This window comes from Aliikangiella litoralis (genome assembly GCF_052495765.1).
Window position 1 is genome coordinate 4,645,305 of the sequence record NZ_CP199292.1, and the last position, 15,228, is coordinate 4,660,532.

Consider the following 15,228-nt stretch of genomic DNA (forward strand, 5'->3'; position numbering starts at 1 on the left):
AGTGAAAAGCAATATCATTATTGAGTCCACCCAAATCTATACTAATAAAAAAGAAAATAACGACAGACAACGTAAAGGCAATAATAAGTTAATAAGTATGCCACAAAAACCTTGGTTAAAGCGAGTTTGGAAAAAGCCAGTACTCATGCATTATCATCGTTTATTTGCTTTAGCTATCGTTGCTAACATCATCATATTAATGCAAAACATTGATATATTTTCAATTCGAGAAATAATTAACATTAAATTATCAACACTATCTACTTTAATTTTATTTAATTTATTTGTTGCAGTGATAATACGACAACATTACGTTATAAACTTTTTATTCTGGATTGCTACTAGCGTACCTAAAAGCTGGCCACTATCAGTGCGAGCCTTCTTTGGAAAAGTATACCACTTTGGTGGACTACATAGCGGTAGCGCAACCGCAGCAACATTTTGGTTTTTCTTATTTTCAATCAAAGTGTATCAAGAAAGCCTATTGTCACAATCTCATATACCATCAAGCCTTATTATATCAACATTTATCTTAAATGCCCTTCTCGTTTTATTAATCATCATGGCACTTCCTAAAATTCGCTCTCGCTTTCATAATCAATTCGAGATCGTTCACCGACTAGGCGGTTGGTCTGTATTATTATTATTTTGGTATCAAACGATTAGTTTTATTAAACTTGAAGATCCGGAAAAAAACTTATCGGCTTCCTTGCTATCCAGTATAGATTTCTGGGCATTATGCATAATCACATTAAGTATTCTTTTACCTTGGTTACGTTTAAGAAAGGTTCCTATCAAAATAGTTAAGCCCTCTGCACATGCAGCAATTACAGAATTTAATTATGGCGTCACGCCTTTTGCAGGCTCATCAACAGCTTTAAGCAGAAATCCATTATTTGAATGGCATTCATTTGCTAATGCTCCATCACCTGATAAAGAAGGTTTTCGTTTAGTTATTTCCAGAGCAGGAGATTGGACTGGACGCTTTATTGATGAACAACCATCACACATTTGGGTTAAAGGCATCCCCACAGCGGGCGTTGGAAATGTAGAACTTTTATTTAAAAAAGTTATTTGGGTTGCAACCGGGAGTGGAATAGGTCCCTGTTTGCCACATCTACTTTCTCAAAAAATTCCATCTAAACTAGTTTGGGTCACTCGTAATCCAAGAAAAACTTATGGTGACAATTTAGTTGAAGAGTTACTAAAAGTTCAACCTGATGCACTGATTTGGAACTCAGATGAAAAAGGTAAACCAGATATGGTAAAACTAGCCTATCAAGCAGCTAAAGAATTCGATGCAGAAGCGGTTATTTGTATTGCTAATCAAAAGTTAACCTGGAAAGTTGTCTACGGAATGGAGAGCAGAGGTATTCCTGCTTATGGTGCAATATGGGACTCATAACTAAAGGATTCACTCTTAATTCATTTTTTAATACCAAAGATTATGTGAGGATTTTATGACAATTAAAATAGAAAAAAATGGGCGAGTGATTATAGCTACGCTTAATCGTCCTAAAGCACTAAATGCTTTAAACAGTGAAGTAATGCACGAACTCGCATTACATTTAAAAAAATTCGATTCTGATGATGATATTGGCTGCTTTGTCATTAAAGGCAGCGAACGTGTGTTTGCAGCAGGTGCAGATATAAAAGAAATGGGAAACAAATCATTCTCAGATATGACTCGTGAAGATTTTTTTTCAGGCTGGTCAGATTTTACCGCATTAAAAACCCCTAAAATAGCCAGTGTTTCTGGTTACGCTTATGGTGGAGGATGCGAGTTGGCAATGATGTGTGACATTATTCTGGCCGGAGAGTCTGCTACATTTTCTCAACCTGAAATTAAGTTAGGCGTTATACCGGGCATTGGTGGCACACAACGTTTAAGTCATTTAGTTGGAAAAAGCAAAGCCATGGAAATGATCTTAACCGGTCGAATTATCAATGCATTTGAAGCAGAAAAAATGGGGTTAGTTTCTAGAGTTTATTCTGACACTGACTTATTCAAAGAAACTTTATCAACCGCACACACAATTGCATCTTACGGCAAAGCCGCCGTTATAGCAGCAAAGGAATGTGTTGACCGCTCGATGGAAATGAGTCTTGCTGAAGGAATATTATTTGAACGAAGAGTTTTTCATTCTCTATTTGCTACTCAAGATCAAAAGGAAGGAATGCAAGCCTTTATCGAAAAACGTTCTCCTATTTTTTCTAACCAATGAAAAATTAACTTTAAAATTAATCGACTAAAAAATAACTTAACACTAAGGATTAACCATGAAAAATATAATTTTAATTACTTTACTACTAGCAACATCTTTAGGATGCAAAGCCAACTCGAATATTTCAACAGAGCTTACTCTAGTTTCAGATCGTTTATTACGCGGATTTTCTTTAACAGATGAAGAACCTTCTTTAATTGGTAAAGCCGCTTATGGGCATGAATCTGGTTTTTACCTAGCAGGAGCAGGTTTCACTAACATACAAATAAATGGTACAAATGAGGCGCTGATTGATGCCGTTATTGGTTATAAAATTAGTGGTAATAAAGTTAATTGGGACTTTGGATATATCCGTCATATTTTCACAAAAACTGACGATGTTGATTCGGGTGAATGGTTTGTTGGTATGTTATTTAATGAGTATCAACTTCACTATTATGTCAATAATGATAATGATGAAAAATATATTGATTTTAATAGCGCCCATCAGTTATCAGAAAACTATAAACTGCACTTACATGCGGGACGATTAGACTCAGACAAATTTTCAGCCGTCGACTTTAATGACTACAGTATCGGTTTATCTCACAGTTTTAAGCACTTTAATTTGGGTTTAACCTATGCCTATAACGATAATAAACAAGCCTTGAAGGCTGTCGCCGGCTCTCATATAGTTTTAAGTCTATCTAAATTCTGGTAATAAAAAAGTGGTTAGCTAATGAAAGTTAGCTAACCGAATTATACTAAAATCAGCTCTCACTGATGCATTACTGACCTTTTTTTGATTCTTTAATGTAGGTTCTTGCCCTCGATGCTTTATTAATACAACTATCATAACGCTCAATAGTTTGCTGAAATTTTGCTGCACTTAATAACCCAACAGCTTTACTATAACTAACCGTTCCTGCAAACCCTTCACTTTTAGCAATATCTAATTCTTTCCAAGCAGCTTCTAGTTGAGAAGCACATGACTGACGACCAACCTGAGTGGCCGCACAACTCGTTAATAACACACTGACAGTTGTTACCATCAAGAATGTTCTTATATTACGACTCATCATTAAACCCTCTATTTCTCTACAAAAATCATTTGCATTATGTTTGTTTGGATTCACTATAGTTTACATGATAATAGTTTACATTCTGTGAACTATCTATTAATTGAATAAAATGTCTACTTAATGGAAAAGAGCCAATTATTAATTATTAGCGTATAAATTTTCGGTAGTTTGCTTCAATTTAGCTTCAGGTAAAAATTGATCAGAAATAGTTAAAATAGCGTGTAGATTATTTTTTAATTTATCAAGTTCAATCGAACCTGGGTTAATAGCCGTTTGTAATAAATGAATAGCCATATCAGCTAATAATATCCGTTGTTTTTCTAACCATAGTTCATCTCCCTTAGAGGCAGGGTGTGTTAAATAACTATTTTCAATAACACGATGTAGCTCCCAACTTGAGTTAATCAGTTGTTGCTTTTCTAAATCATTCATCACTTTATATTTACCAACCATTTACACGATGCCAAACATCTACAACTTCTGTAGAACCGTCAACAACATAATAGTGCTCATGCATTGCTCCTGTTGCGCAGGCATGATTTGGTAGAACTCGAAATAAGTTACCAATTGCGAAAGAGTCCCAATCCAGCTCTTCTTTTATTCGACTTAAGATAATACCATGTTCTTGATTAGTACTTGATACAAGCATATTGTCAATTGGTTTACCGCTTACATCACAAACGACTCCATACCCTTGATCAACCTTTTGCGAAGCAGTTCCTCTATCACGTGAAAGTGCAGTCCAACCAGCGTCAGTAATGACCCAACCTTTACTTTTTTGATGACCAATCACTGAAGTTAACACAGAAACAGCGATATCGTTTTTATCACAAACACCTAATCCAGCCATCACCAAATCATAGAACATAAAAACGCCTGCTCTAACTTCTGTTATGCCACTAAGTTCTTCAGCAAAACTAGCCGTTGGCGTTGAACCCACACTTACAATAGAACAAGGCAAACCATTTTTCTTTAAAATTTCTGCCGATTTGACAGCAATATCACGTTCTATTTTAGCTAACGCTCTTATCTCTTCTACCGATTGACATTGGTACGACTCTCCCGCATGAGTCAATACTCCGGCCAGGTTAATGCCTTCTTTATTATTGATAAAACTTCCGATATCTAACATAAGAGAATCATCAACTGTGATCCCAGAACGATGTCCATCGCAATCTAATTCAATTAAAGCGGGAATATCGATACCATGTAACAAACCTTTCTCAGCAACAAATTTCGCCTGTTCTAATGAATCAAGAATGACAGTAATATGAGCACCCTTTTTTATCAAGTCGACTATACGATCCAATTTAACGGGTGCAATACCAACCGCATAAATAATATCGTTAATACCATGACTAAAATAATATTCAGCTTCTTTTAATGTTGAGACAGTAATTCCACCTTTCTGCCCTTCTAACGCCATTGTAATAACATCGATATTTTTCGCTGTCTTTCCATGGGGCCTTAAATTAACGCCTAGTTTACTCAATCGTTCTTTGATATAAGCAATATTCTTTACAAGTTTTCTTTTATCCAAAACCAGACAAGGTGTTTCAATAGTAAAAAGATCCATTATTATTTCTCCCTCATCAGTGCTAAGGCCAATCAAATATTTATATTAATTAAATCATCCATAATGAATCGCATTATTTATTTTTTGAGTTTTCTATTGATTTCACCAATGCATCAACCTGTTTTTGGCAAGCTGCTTTTTCTTTTTTACTTTTTGATTCACAACTTTTGGGTTGACTATTGTGACTTAATGCACCTTCAGCAATTTCATAAGCACCGATTACTTCATTATTAAACTGCTTATCAGGCCCCATAAACAATGAGCAACTTGTTAATGATATAGTTAGACTTAAAAGCACCATTATTTTAAAACTATTAAATATGTTGTACATATTTCACCTATACGAAATTATTTTGAAAACTATAATATTTTGAAGGCTACCAGGGTTAGACTAGCAGCCAGATTTAAAAATTAAGTTATGCTATTTCACGTAAGGCTGCTATTCGCTTTTCAATAGGAGGATGGCTCATAAACCATTCTGCTCTAGATCTTTTACCTGCGATTCCGAATGCAGTCATTGTTCCTTCCAACTGACTCTCATGATTACCTTTTAATCGATTAAGTGCAGCGATCATTGCATGACTACCTTCCAATCGTGCAGCACCAGCATCTGCTCGGTATTCTCGTTGACGAGAAAACCACATAACAATAATGCTTGCTAATATGCCAAACACAATTTCCAACACAATAACTATACCATAATACGCAAAGCCACCGAGCCCGCCCCCCTGATTATTATTACCACGCAACGCACTGTTAATCACGCCGGCAATCGCTCGCGCCAGAAAAATCACAAAAGTATTAACAACACCTTGAATTAAAGTTAATGTAACCATATCACCATTGGCAACATGAGAAATTTCATGAGCCAAAACCGCTTCAACTTCCTGTTTTTCCATATGCCTTAACAAACCACTACTCACAGCAACTAAAGAATTATTACGACTCGCTCCTGTTGCAAAAGCATTCATTTCAGGGGAGTCATAAATAGCCACTTCAGGCATACCTACCCCAGCTTGTTTGGCTTGTCGTGCAACAGTATTGACTAACCAACGTTCAACTTCACTGTTTGGTTGATTAATAACCTGTGCACCAACAGAGTGTTTTGCGATTGTTTTGGAAAGTAACAATGATATAAAAGCCCCACCAAAACCAAAAACTGCAGCAAACAGCAATAAGCTGCCATAACTGCCGGGTTCCAAGCCAAGCATCGGGCCAAGTATGCTAAGTACAATGCTTAATACTACAATAATGGCGATATTAGTCGCTAAAAATAAAAATATTCTCTTCATCTCTCTCACTCATCAAGAAAAGTAACCAATTACTTCACAGAACAATATGTTGTTTAAGGCACTCGATTTCAAGTTTTGAATTCACCATTTAATGTAACAAAGTTTAAGTTAATAATCTTTGTACCAAAAAGCACTCTACAACCAATAGATAACTCATAAAATGGCTACCTAGTATTAATGGCTTTAGAAAAATTAGCAATATTTACTTACCCTGAATTTTAGACATAACATTAACAAAAACGACTTTATTATACATTATGAATAATAAAGCCGCTGTTATGTCTCATTGAATGATTTTCCTACAACGGTTTAGTGGATTACTGAACCCCATGAACAAGTTACTTATTATTTTAATCAGCAATAAAAAAGGCTCCTAATAGTAGGAGCCAAGGGACTAACAATGTGTAATAAAAACACTTATTTTTAATGAAGAATTTTTCCAAGATTAATTAACTGTGTTTCACCACTATTATCATCTACACCATCATTATCATTAACAATATAAACATCTCCATTAGCCATAACAGCAGAGCCTTCAACTTTTTCTGCCACTAACCCACCAGCTTGCTGTAAATCAGTAATTAAGCTTTTAACTAGCGACTTATCAACCACACTGTTTGCAACTGGAGATGATAAATCGATACGATATAAGCGCTTGATAACGGCGTCAGGTCCACCTTGATTATCACGTTCTAAAATCAAAAATTCACCATTTTCTAATGCCGTAATATCAGATAATCCAACCCAACCACCATTTTGTGATTCGGCCATGTCTAGAGGATAAAAAACAAATGACCAACTAGAATTAATAAGATCATAAATGCCGATCCGCGGATTAGTATCACCTTCCCATGCCCTCTGAAAAACGACATAAACTTTATTGCCATATTCAGCGACACCTTCAAAACCAAAACGAATCTGCTTATTGTTAATTGTTTCGGGTAAAGTAATAACACGTGTAATGACACCTTGCGAATCAATTTTAAATAGAAAATTCAATGAATTAATGGGGCGTCCCGAATCACCAACGCTACCACTACCTTCAGAAGCGACCCAAAAACCTCCATCAGCCGATTTGGCGATTCCTTCGGGATCGATATTGACTGTTTTATCATCGTTCAGCATGGCTTTTAAATCAGCACTATCAAAAACATTAATCCTGGTAGCATCATCAGCATCAACAGATTCATCCGCTAATATCACAGTTGAAATGCCAACAAAGATATCATTTGTATCTTTAATCGTCGTTTCTTTAATAATTTTTGCAGGCGCTTGACTCACATCAAGAGTGAAAATTCGGTTCGATTGGTAGAAACTATCTTCTACAGAATATAGTATATGCTCATCAACAGGATCAGCCGAAAGACCTGATAAGGCTCCCCAAGAGATGGGCGTACCATTGGTGCGATAAACTGACTTAATCGTTGGATAGGTTGCTTCATGGTGCTGGTAACGATAAATGTTAATTGTAGAACGCAACTTGTCACCACGGCTATCTTCCTCACTTGCCACAACAAGTAAATTGCGCGAAGGAATTGATAACCCACCTTCTGGACCTGCTGCTGCAGGTAATACCTGTTTGAATATAGGCTTTTTAGGATCAGCCACATCATAAACAAAAACCAAACTAGAACGTTCTGAATTAACAAACAAATAACGATCTACACCATAAATTCCAACCTCTACATTTTCTGGTTCATTACCCTTATTGCCTGAACGCTTATCAGGATAATGTCCAAATTGTGCAGCCATATGATCTAACTCCGCACCAGAAGACCAGACAACTTCTCCTTTAGTATTAAATATCGTAAATCCGCGACTTCCCCCATTAAGATCACCTTCATCAGCGGTAGCAAAATAATCACGGTTAATCCAACTCACGCCATCAGGTTCACGGGTAATCCCTGTTAACGACTCCACTTGATCAATTTTTAACAGCTTACCTTCAGTTGCATCAATTTGCGACAAATCTACAGAACCAGCAGAAAAATGCTCAACAATACTACCATCGGTTAAGTCAACTAATACAATATGGTTGTTTTCCTGTAACGTAACAACAGCAATATTATTAGCATTTATGTCAACATATTCAGGCTCTGGATCACTTGAATATAGACTAGCTATTCCTGTTAAATCTACAGTTGATGAAGACCATTGAGAAGGATCTGTATTGCTAGTATCAATCACAACTAAAGAGCCAGCCGGTAATTGTGGAGGCGTACCATCACTTAAATCTTCATCTCTTTCATTTTCAATAACAACAGCCGCATAATTACCATCCGGACTCACAGCAATTGAATCAGGTTGTCCGCCTAAGGCAATACTTGTCACTAGAGTTTGTGAACCAATATTAATTACAACTAACTCACCGCTCACATTAATAAAGTCTGTTGATGTATTAACAGCAACCAATGCGTAATCATCCTTAACAGCAACAGACGTCGGCTCACCAGAAAGTGCAACGCTCCCTAAACCAACTGGTGAATCAGGGTTGTTAATATCAACAAAACCTACTTTTTCTGTGGGACTATCGGTATAAATTAAGATTCTTCCATCACTACTGGCTGCAACAATTTCAGCAGCGGTTTCAGTCTCTGTATCGCAATTAATATCGATTTGTGAGCAAACGGGAAAAGAAGCTATTCTTATAAAGTTTTGCACAGTATTGAGCCGCGATTGCGAACATAAATAAGAAGTTTGTTTGATTTCAGAGGTATCGAGTTCACCATTGGCATTGTTATCAATCCCTGTATCTAACCGAGTCCCTCCTTTAAAGCATTGTTCGTTACCCGATAATAAAATAGTTTGAACAACTAAACTGTTTTTTCCATCAACACCGCTATCGCCATTAGTTCCATCTTTACCATCATCCACACATCCCGCCAATATTACGGCAGACATGACCGCTGGAATAATCCCAAAGCCATTTTTTATAAACTTCATATTCTTTACCCAATCATTATCTCAAAACAGTGATTCTTAACTGAGTAGATGACAAGTGTCTGACAACTTTATGACAAAAAAGTGAAGGCTTATTTTTAATAAATTTTCCATGTGCACTCAATCACTGTTAATATAAGCTTTCAGTTTTAACAATATTGATATCTTTCTTACTCGAAAATACCCCATGAGTGATCTTTTTACCTTAGCCCGTCCTGAACAAGAAGAAATCTACCCTGAAACATTTCTTTTATCTAATTTTGTTAATTCTCAACAACTCTTAAGCTATATCCCATCGATTACTCAACAAGCCCCTTTCAGAAAGATGCTAACGCCCAATGGACACTATACGAATATTGCAATGACAAGTTGTGGTGATTACGGCTGGGTATCTGACCTAAAGGGTTATCGATATTCTGCAACTGATCCAGAGACTCAAAAACCTTGGCCGAAAATACCTGAGTACTTAAACCAGATAGCCTTACAAGCATCAAAAAAAATTGGTTATACAGATTTTATTCCTGATACCTGTTTAATTAACCATTATGTGATTGGCTCTAAATTAGGATCACACCAAGATAAAAATGAAAAAAACTTTCGTTGGCCTATTATATCAATCTCATTAGGACTTAATGCTATTTTTCAAATATTTGGCCAACAACGAAGTGGTCCATCCACTAATGTACCCTTATATGATGGTGATGTGATGGTTTGGGGAGGAAAATCACGCTTAATCTATCATGGTGTTAAAACATTAAAAGCAGATCCTTATAATCCTAACCTCAACTACCGAATTAATCTTACTTTCAGAAAATGTATGTAAGCAACTGCATCACGATAAAATCAGTCTATTAGTCAGAATAATCAAACGTTATTAGTAGTTTAAAATTAATAAAAAATTGGACTATAGTAAATGAGTAGTCTACCTTATAAATGGGGAATTAGCGCAAAGTCACCCTGAATTACACAGTTAATATTAATCATTCGAATAACTTAATTATCCATTTATAGTTGGTCGAAAATCGACCTCAGTCGTTTCTTAGCGTTAGTGTCTACAATGGTATGGTATTGCATTGACAATTACTAACTATCAATAGTTAAACACCAATTATTGACAGGGAAAGATTATGAATAAAAAAGAGCCAATAAAACCTAAATCAGTAAAAAAAACTAAAAGCACCGAAGCATTAGACAAATTAACCAATATTCGTGAGTTGCTATTTGGCGAACAAGTTGATGAATTAAAATCTGTTATAGAGTCTCATAACCAATCCCTTAGTCAACGCATACATGAATTAGAATGTTCTGTAAAAAAATCTAATAAACAATTTGAGAAAAATATTCAAAAAAACTTTGACGAATTAAAAGATATAATTGAGAACAATCGCTTAGAACATATTAGTCAAGAGAGCATATTAGATGAAACAATTGTTTCTGTTAATAAAACATTACAAAAGTTTCAACAACAAACAGAATCAGATATTGCGGAGGTGCAATCAGATTTAAATGACTCATCTAAATCACTTTATAGCACGCTTGAAAAAGAGATAAAAATCCTCTCGCAAAAAATTGATCAAAGTGCCCAAGAACTCAGAGAAAATAAAGCCGATAGAAAAACCCTAGCCAGTCTACTCGAAAGTATGGCGGTTAACCTGAATCAAAACTAGGCTAAATCATGACGAAGGATCACCCCCAAAATAAAGCGAGTGAAAAAGCAACCATTGATAAAGATTATCAACGACTTCGTACACTTATACTCGGCGATAACTATGAAAAAACCATCAAGGAAATAACAGAAAAAGGCGATATACAGTGGTTAACTGATATTATTGGTGAAGCATTTCATCAGCGTAATCAGCAAGACGATAGCTTAAGTCGTCAGATGACCCCAATGGTTGAATCTGCAATAGAAGAATCGATAAAAAGTAACCCTCGACGAATTACTAATGTTATTTTTCCAATAATGGGCCCTGCTGTTAGAAAAGCAGTAGCCAATGCTTTAGCTGACATGGTGTATTCTCTAAACCATATTCTTCAACAAAGTCTCACAGCTCGCTCACTCATTTGGCGAATAAAAGCTTGGCGTTCTAACATATCTTATGGACAATATGTTTTACTACAAAATATTCAATACCGAGTAGAACAAATATTTTTAATACACCGTGAAACCGGACTACTATTAAACTCAACCAGTGCCAGTGGCATAAGTCATCAAGATCCAGATCTTGTTTCTGCAATGTTAAGTGCCATTTCAGACTTTATCAATGACTCATTTCAGCAAGAACAAACACTCAATGTTATTCAGTTTGGCGAACTCAGCTTGTTGATAGAGTCAGGGCCATTTGCGGTATTGGCATTTGCAGTTAGAGGAAACACGGGAAAAGAGGTAAAACAATGTTTAATAGAAACACTTGAAAATATACATAAAGACTTTTCGCATGAACTAGAAAACTTTAATGGAAACACAAAAGATTTAGCGGCTTGTGAGCCAACGCTAAACGACGCATTAATTCAACAATTTAATCAACCTGAACGTTCAAAACCTTGGGGAGTCTTAGTATTATTAACACTGTTCGCTCTTCTATTCATACAACTTGGGTATGTCAAATGGCAAAAAGATAGAGAAATAAACAATCATATAGCAATAATAAAAAAAGAGCCTGGTTATCAATACCTAGCTCATAAAACATTAAAGGATAAAGTGTTAATTAATGTATTACGCTCTCCTAGCTCAATCACAACTAAACAATTAAAAAGCAAACTCAGTATTGAAAAAACAGCCATTAGTATTATTACAAAAACAGCAATTATGGAAGATCCACAATTATTTATTCCTATCCTACAACAAAAATATGGCTCCTTAGAAAAAAATCGTTTTTCTTCTCAAAAAAATGAGCTAGTAATACAGGGAAACATTCACCTGAACACGCTAGAAAAACTAAAAAAAGATCCAATTACACAATCACTTTTTTCATCTGTTAATATAGGTAACGCTACGATTCTTATCAATGAAAGCAAACAAGCAAAGTATAAAAATCAAATCACTCAATTAATTCAAAAAACTAACAATCAATCAGTTTACTTCAAAGTCGCTTCAGATATATTAAAAGACTCCAGCTTACCAGTACTCAATCAAATCATTAGCAATATAAAAATGATTGAAAAGCTTCAATCTTCAGCAGGTATAAAAATGATACAGATTGGAATTATTGGTGTAGCCGATCAACAAGGAGGAAAACTGATTAATCAAGAGTTGAGTGAAAAAAGAGCTCTCCTAGTAGAATCTATATTAAAATCTAATAATATTAATCATGAACTAATTGTTAGTTGGGGAGTTGGCGCTAAAGATCTCGATAGTGTGCCCAATCATATGCAACGTAGAGTTAACATTCAAATATTATATTCAGAATTAGCGGAGGAAAACCATGATAAATAAGAAGGTATGTATGGTTGGCGCTTTTGCTGTGGGAAAAACGAGTTTAGTCAAACAGTATGTGGATAGTATTTTTAATGAAAAATATCATACAACTATTGGTGTAAAAATAGACAAACGACAGCTATTAATCAATGATAATAAAGTTCAACTGATGATTTGGGACATAGAAGGTGTTGATATTTTTACCGATTTAAAGTCATCTTATTTAAGAGGCGCTAGCGGTGTTATTATCGTGACTGATGGCACTCGACCTAATACACTAGAGGTTGCTCAACAGCTTAAAGTACAAATTGAAAAATCAACTAAACATTGCCAAGTTATATTATTAATTAACAAAAATGATCTTAAACAAGAATGGACGTTCTCAGATGAAAAAGTTAAAGCCTTAAAAATCAATAAAAACAATATATTTACTACTAGTGCAAAATCAGGAAACAATGTAGATAAAGCCTTTTATAGAATAGCAGAGCTTATGTTACAGGAGTAGCTTTACAGTGAACAATAAAAACAAAAAGGAACACTTCTTCTCTCAGTTAGATAAAGAACGGTTACTCAACGTCATTTTAAGACAACTTAATATTACGGCATTGGTACTCTCTGATGATAATCAGTTTTATCCACTACATTATCCTCCTAAATGGTTTCAATCTCTTTATTTAAAAAAAACAACACAAGCATTCACTCTTCATCAAAGTATTAATATTGGAGAACACTTTCCTTTTATTGAAAACTTTTTATATGATGCAGAAATAGTTTGGAATAAAAAAAACAATGGTCATGTTCGTTCCGGATTATGGACAGAAACCATTAGCGAAATTGAAGAGCTATATTTAGAAGCCGTTGCAATTTGTGTAGACAATACAGCTATATTACTAATTGTTAATGAAACGACTAACTTTGACTTACGCCATAAGGTTTTTCAAAATGCTAGAAACCTCGCATTAAAAAATGAAAAGCTTGAATATTCTATATTAAGCCATCAACGTGAACTTCATAAAGATCTAGAGGTTTTTTATCAGCAGAACACTCCAGAAAAAGAAATCATTGATAACATAGAAAAAGAGAGCTGCGCCGTTATGGTCTGCAAAGAAGATGGTAGCGTAGAAATTTATAACAAAGCACTTATTGACATCTATTCTTTTTCACAAGAAGCAGACATAGAAAAAAAATCTCTTTTAAATAAATGGACTCAAGAAGCGGAACGTCAATATCCTGAAATTGGCCGAGTACTCAGCAGTGGTAACTATTGGGAAGGTGAGTTTGAAACAAGCGATAACGACAACCAAAAAAAGTGGGTTAGATTAATTATTGCACCAATACTCGATGAGCATCAAAATTTGTCTCGTTATATTTGCGTTGCAAATGATATCAGTGAACTTCGCTTTTCTACAGAAGAACTGGAAAGAATTTCACAAATAGATGCAACAACCCGATTACCTAACAGAAGAAATTTTTGGCGCTATTTATCCGACACGATACAAAAAGCCAAAGCAAGTAACGAACAAGTTGCACTATTATATATCGATCTAGATCACTTTAAGCAGGTAAACGATGATTTAGGACCTCGTCAAGCTGATTTTTTACTAACAACGGTTGCCAACCGTCTTAAGCGTTGTTTAAAACAAAAAGATTATGTCGCTAATTTAGGTGGTGACGAATTTGTTGTTGTTATTAATAACTTCTCTAATAATAAATCCTTAACTAAAATAGCACAAAGGCTCAACGATAATATTTATCGCGATGTTTCATTTAATGACTTTATTTTAAATGTTAGCGCCAGTATTGGAATTGCGATTTATCCTCAGCACGGCTTATCATCACGTCAGTTAGTCAAAAATGCTGACTATGCGATGTACCATGCTAAAGAAATGGGTAGAAATCAATTTCAATTTGCAGGCCCAGATAGCAAAGGAAAAATCATTCAAAAACTACATATTGAACAGGGGTTAAAAAGTGCTTTAGTTAATAATGAATTTGAATTGCTTTATCAACCACAAATTTGTATTGGTGAAATTAGTGAGCATAGAATAGAAGCCTTGATCCGTTGGCACCATCCAAAACAAGGGCTAATGACACCCGCTGACTTTATTTCTATTGCAGAAGAGTCCGGACTCATTATTGAAATTGGTCAATGGGTTTTATCAACAGCCTGTGAACAAATCGAACGTTTAAACACTCAAGGAATTAATGCTAAAGTATCAATTAATGTTTCCCCCAAACAATTTAAGTACTCCAATTTAACTAACGATGTTAAACTCGCTTTGAATAGTTACTCTATTCCACCAGAACAACTCGAATTAGAAGTTACTGAGAGCCTGTTTTTGGAAGATATGAATAATGTCATCTTACAATTAAAGCAATTGCAAAAGCTTGGAGTATCAATCTCATTAGACGATTTTGGTACGGGTTACTCTTCATTAAGTTACCTCAAAAAATTACCTGTTGATATTTTAAAAATTGATCGCAGTTTTATCCATGAGTTGCCACATAATCAACAAAGCAGCACTATTGTGAAATCCATTATCAGTATGGCTCATCAACTTTCTATTCGGGTTATTGCAGAAGGCATTGAAAATCATAATCAACTTGAATATTTACGTAAACATCAATGCGACTTTGTTCAAGGTTTTTTATTTCATGCACCACTTAATTCAAAAGACTTAATTGCTCTTTATCAATCATTTTCAATTCCATAGTG

The 15,228-nt window shown here is 35.1% G+C and carries 14 protein-coding genes; 8 read left to right on the forward strand and 6 right to left on the reverse strand.

The genetic code is table 11. From position 1 onward, the window contains the following. Position 1: 1 nt before the first annotated feature. From ACT5E3_RS19350 to ACT5E3_RS19360, 3 genes are read left to right on the forward strand one after another with little or no spacing between them, the layout of a single operon-like run. Positions 2-1,405 (forward strand): hypothetical protein, encoded by a 1,404-nt coding sequence (locus tag ACT5E3_RS19350; protein ID WP_444995199.1) that lies wholly within the window; start codon positions 2-4, stop codon positions 1,403-1,405. 55 nt (positions 1,406-1,460) lie between these two features. After that, positions 1,461-2,225 carry an enoyl-CoA hydratase-related protein gene (locus tag ACT5E3_RS19355; protein ID WP_444995200.1) on the forward strand — a complete coding sequence of 255 codons (765 nt, stop codon included), beginning with the start codon at positions 1,461-1,463 and terminating at the stop codon, positions 2,223-2,225. Positions 2,226-2,280: 55 nt separating this feature from the next. Next, positions 2,281-2,925, forward strand: a complete 645-nt coding sequence (locus ACT5E3_RS19360; RefSeq protein WP_444995201.1) for a TorF family putative porin — start codon at positions 2,281-2,283, stop codon at positions 2,923-2,925. 67 nt (positions 2,926-2,992) lie between these two features. Here ACT5E3_RS19360 and ACT5E3_RS19365 read toward each other — a convergent pair whose 3' ends face one another. The 6 genes from ACT5E3_RS19365 to ACT5E3_RS19390 all read right to left on the reverse strand — a co-directional run bounded on the left by ACT5E3_RS19365 (position 2,993) and on the right by ACT5E3_RS19390 (position 9,097). Continuing rightward, a complete protein-coding gene (locus ACT5E3_RS19365; protein WP_444995202.1) occupies positions 2,993-3,286 on the reverse strand; it encodes a hypothetical protein in 294 nt (97 codons plus the stop codon). 138 nt (positions 3,287-3,424) lie between these two features. Beyond that, positions 3,425-3,739 carry a hypothetical protein gene (locus ACT5E3_RS19370; protein ID WP_444995203.1) on the reverse strand — a complete coding sequence of 105 codons (315 nt, stop codon included), beginning with the start codon at positions 3,737-3,739 and terminating at the stop codon, positions 3,425-3,427. Beyond that, the gene (locus ACT5E3_RS19375) at positions 3,729-4,862 is read right to left on the reverse strand and encodes an alanine racemase (protein WP_444995204.1); all 1,134 of its coding nucleotides are present in this window, start codon (positions 4,860-4,862) and stop codon (positions 3,729-3,731) included. Before ACT5E3_RS19375 ends, ACT5E3_RS19370 begins: the two co-directional genes overlap by 11 nt. Positions 4,863-4,935: 73 nt before the next feature. Then, positions 4,936-5,193, reverse strand: coding sequence for a hypothetical protein (locus tag ACT5E3_RS19380; RefSeq protein ID WP_444995205.1), 258 nt, complete (start codon positions 5,191-5,193; stop codon positions 4,936-4,938). An 85-nt stretch (positions 5,194-5,278) separates the two neighbouring features. After that, positions 5,279-6,154, reverse strand: coding sequence for a protease HtpX (htpX, locus tag ACT5E3_RS19385; protein ID WP_444995206.1), 876 nt, complete (start codon positions 6,152-6,154; stop codon positions 5,279-5,281). A gap of 423 nt (positions 6,155-6,577) precedes the next feature. Beyond that, complete coding sequence (locus ACT5E3_RS19390) at positions 6,578-9,097, reverse strand: esterase-like activity of phytase family protein (protein WP_444995207.1); 2,520 nt, start codon at positions 9,095-9,097, stop codon at positions 6,578-6,580. Between the two features lie 184 nt (positions 9,098-9,281). On the opposite strand from ACT5E3_RS19390, the gene alkB reads away from it, so the two are divergent. The 5 genes from alkB to ACT5E3_RS19415 all read left to right on the forward strand — a co-directional run bounded on the left by alkB (position 9,282) and on the right by ACT5E3_RS19415 (position 15,226). Further along, positions 9,282-9,917 (forward strand): DNA oxidative demethylase AlkB, encoded by a 636-nt coding sequence (alkB, locus tag ACT5E3_RS19395; protein WP_444995208.1) that lies wholly within the window; start codon positions 9,282-9,284, stop codon positions 9,915-9,917. Between the two features lie 304 nt (positions 9,918-10,221). Continuing rightward, positions 10,222-10,761, forward strand: coding sequence for a hypothetical protein (locus ACT5E3_RS19400; RefSeq protein ID WP_444995209.1), 540 nt, complete (start codon positions 10,222-10,224; stop codon positions 10,759-10,761). An 8-nt stretch (positions 10,762-10,769) separates the two neighbouring features. Then, positions 10,770-12,530, forward strand: a complete 1,761-nt coding sequence (locus ACT5E3_RS19405) for a hypothetical protein (RefSeq protein ID WP_444995210.1) — start codon at positions 10,770-10,772, stop codon at positions 12,528-12,530. Continuing rightward, the gene (locus ACT5E3_RS19410; protein ID WP_444995211.1) at positions 12,520-13,017 is read left to right on the forward strand and encodes a Rab family GTPase; all 498 of its coding nucleotides are present in this window, start codon (positions 12,520-12,522) and stop codon (positions 13,015-13,017) included. The genes ACT5E3_RS19405 and ACT5E3_RS19410 overlap by 11 nt, the downstream gene beginning before the upstream one ends. Before the next feature lie 7 nt (positions 13,018-13,024). Beyond that, the gene (locus ACT5E3_RS19415) at positions 13,025-15,226 is read left to right on the forward strand and encodes an EAL domain-containing protein (protein WP_444995212.1); all 2,202 of its coding nucleotides are present in this window, start codon (positions 13,025-13,027) and stop codon (positions 15,224-15,226) included. Positions 15,227-15,228 lie beyond the last annotated feature (2 nt).

What these genes read in the sequence shown, in the direction of transcription:
- ACT5E3_RS19355 (WP_444995200.1), top strand. Translation starts at nt 1,461, where the DNA reads ATGACAATTAAAATAGAAAAAAATGGGCGAGTGATTATAGCTACGCTT.
- ACT5E3_RS19360 (WP_444995201.1), top strand. Translation starts at nt 2,281, where the DNA reads ATGAAAAATATAATTTTAATTACTTTACTACTAGCAACATCTTTAGGA.
- ACT5E3_RS19365 (WP_444995202.1), bottom strand. Translation starts at nt 3,286, where the DNA reads ATGATGAGTCGTAATATAAGAACATTCTTGATGGTAACAACTGTCAGT.
- ACT5E3_RS19370 (WP_444995203.1), bottom strand. Translation starts at nt 3,739, where the DNA reads ATGGTTGGTAAATATAAAGTGATGAATGATTTAGAAAAGCAACAACTG.
- ACT5E3_RS19375 (WP_444995204.1), bottom strand. Translation starts at nt 4,862, where the DNA reads ATGGATCTTTTTACTATTGAAACACCTTGTCTGGTTTTGGATAAAAGA.
- ACT5E3_RS19380 (WP_444995205.1), bottom strand. Translation starts at nt 5,193, where the DNA reads ATGTACAACATATTTAATAGTTTTAAAATAATGGTGCTTTTAAGTCTA.
- htpX (WP_444995206.1), bottom strand. Translation starts at nt 6,154, where the DNA reads ATGAAGAGAATATTTTTATTTTTAGCGACTAATATCGCCATTATTGTA.
- ACT5E3_RS19390 (WP_444995207.1), bottom strand. Translation starts at nt 9,097, where the DNA reads ATGAAGTTTATAAAAAATGGCTTTGGGATTATTCCAGCGGTCATGTCT.
- alkB (WP_444995208.1), top strand. Translation starts at nt 9,282, where the DNA reads ATGAGTGATCTTTTTACCTTAGCCCGTCCTGAACAAGAAGAAATCTAC.
- ACT5E3_RS19400 (WP_444995209.1), top strand. Translation starts at nt 10,222, where the DNA reads ATGAATAAAAAAGAGCCAATAAAACCTAAATCAGTAAAAAAAACTAAA.
- ACT5E3_RS19405 (WP_444995210.1), top strand. Translation starts at nt 10,770, where the DNA reads ATGACGAAGGATCACCCCCAAAATAAAGCGAGTGAAAAAGCAACCATT.
- ACT5E3_RS19410 (WP_444995211.1), top strand. Translation starts at nt 12,520, where the DNA reads ATGATAAATAAGAAGGTATGTATGGTTGGCGCTTTTGCTGTGGGAAAA.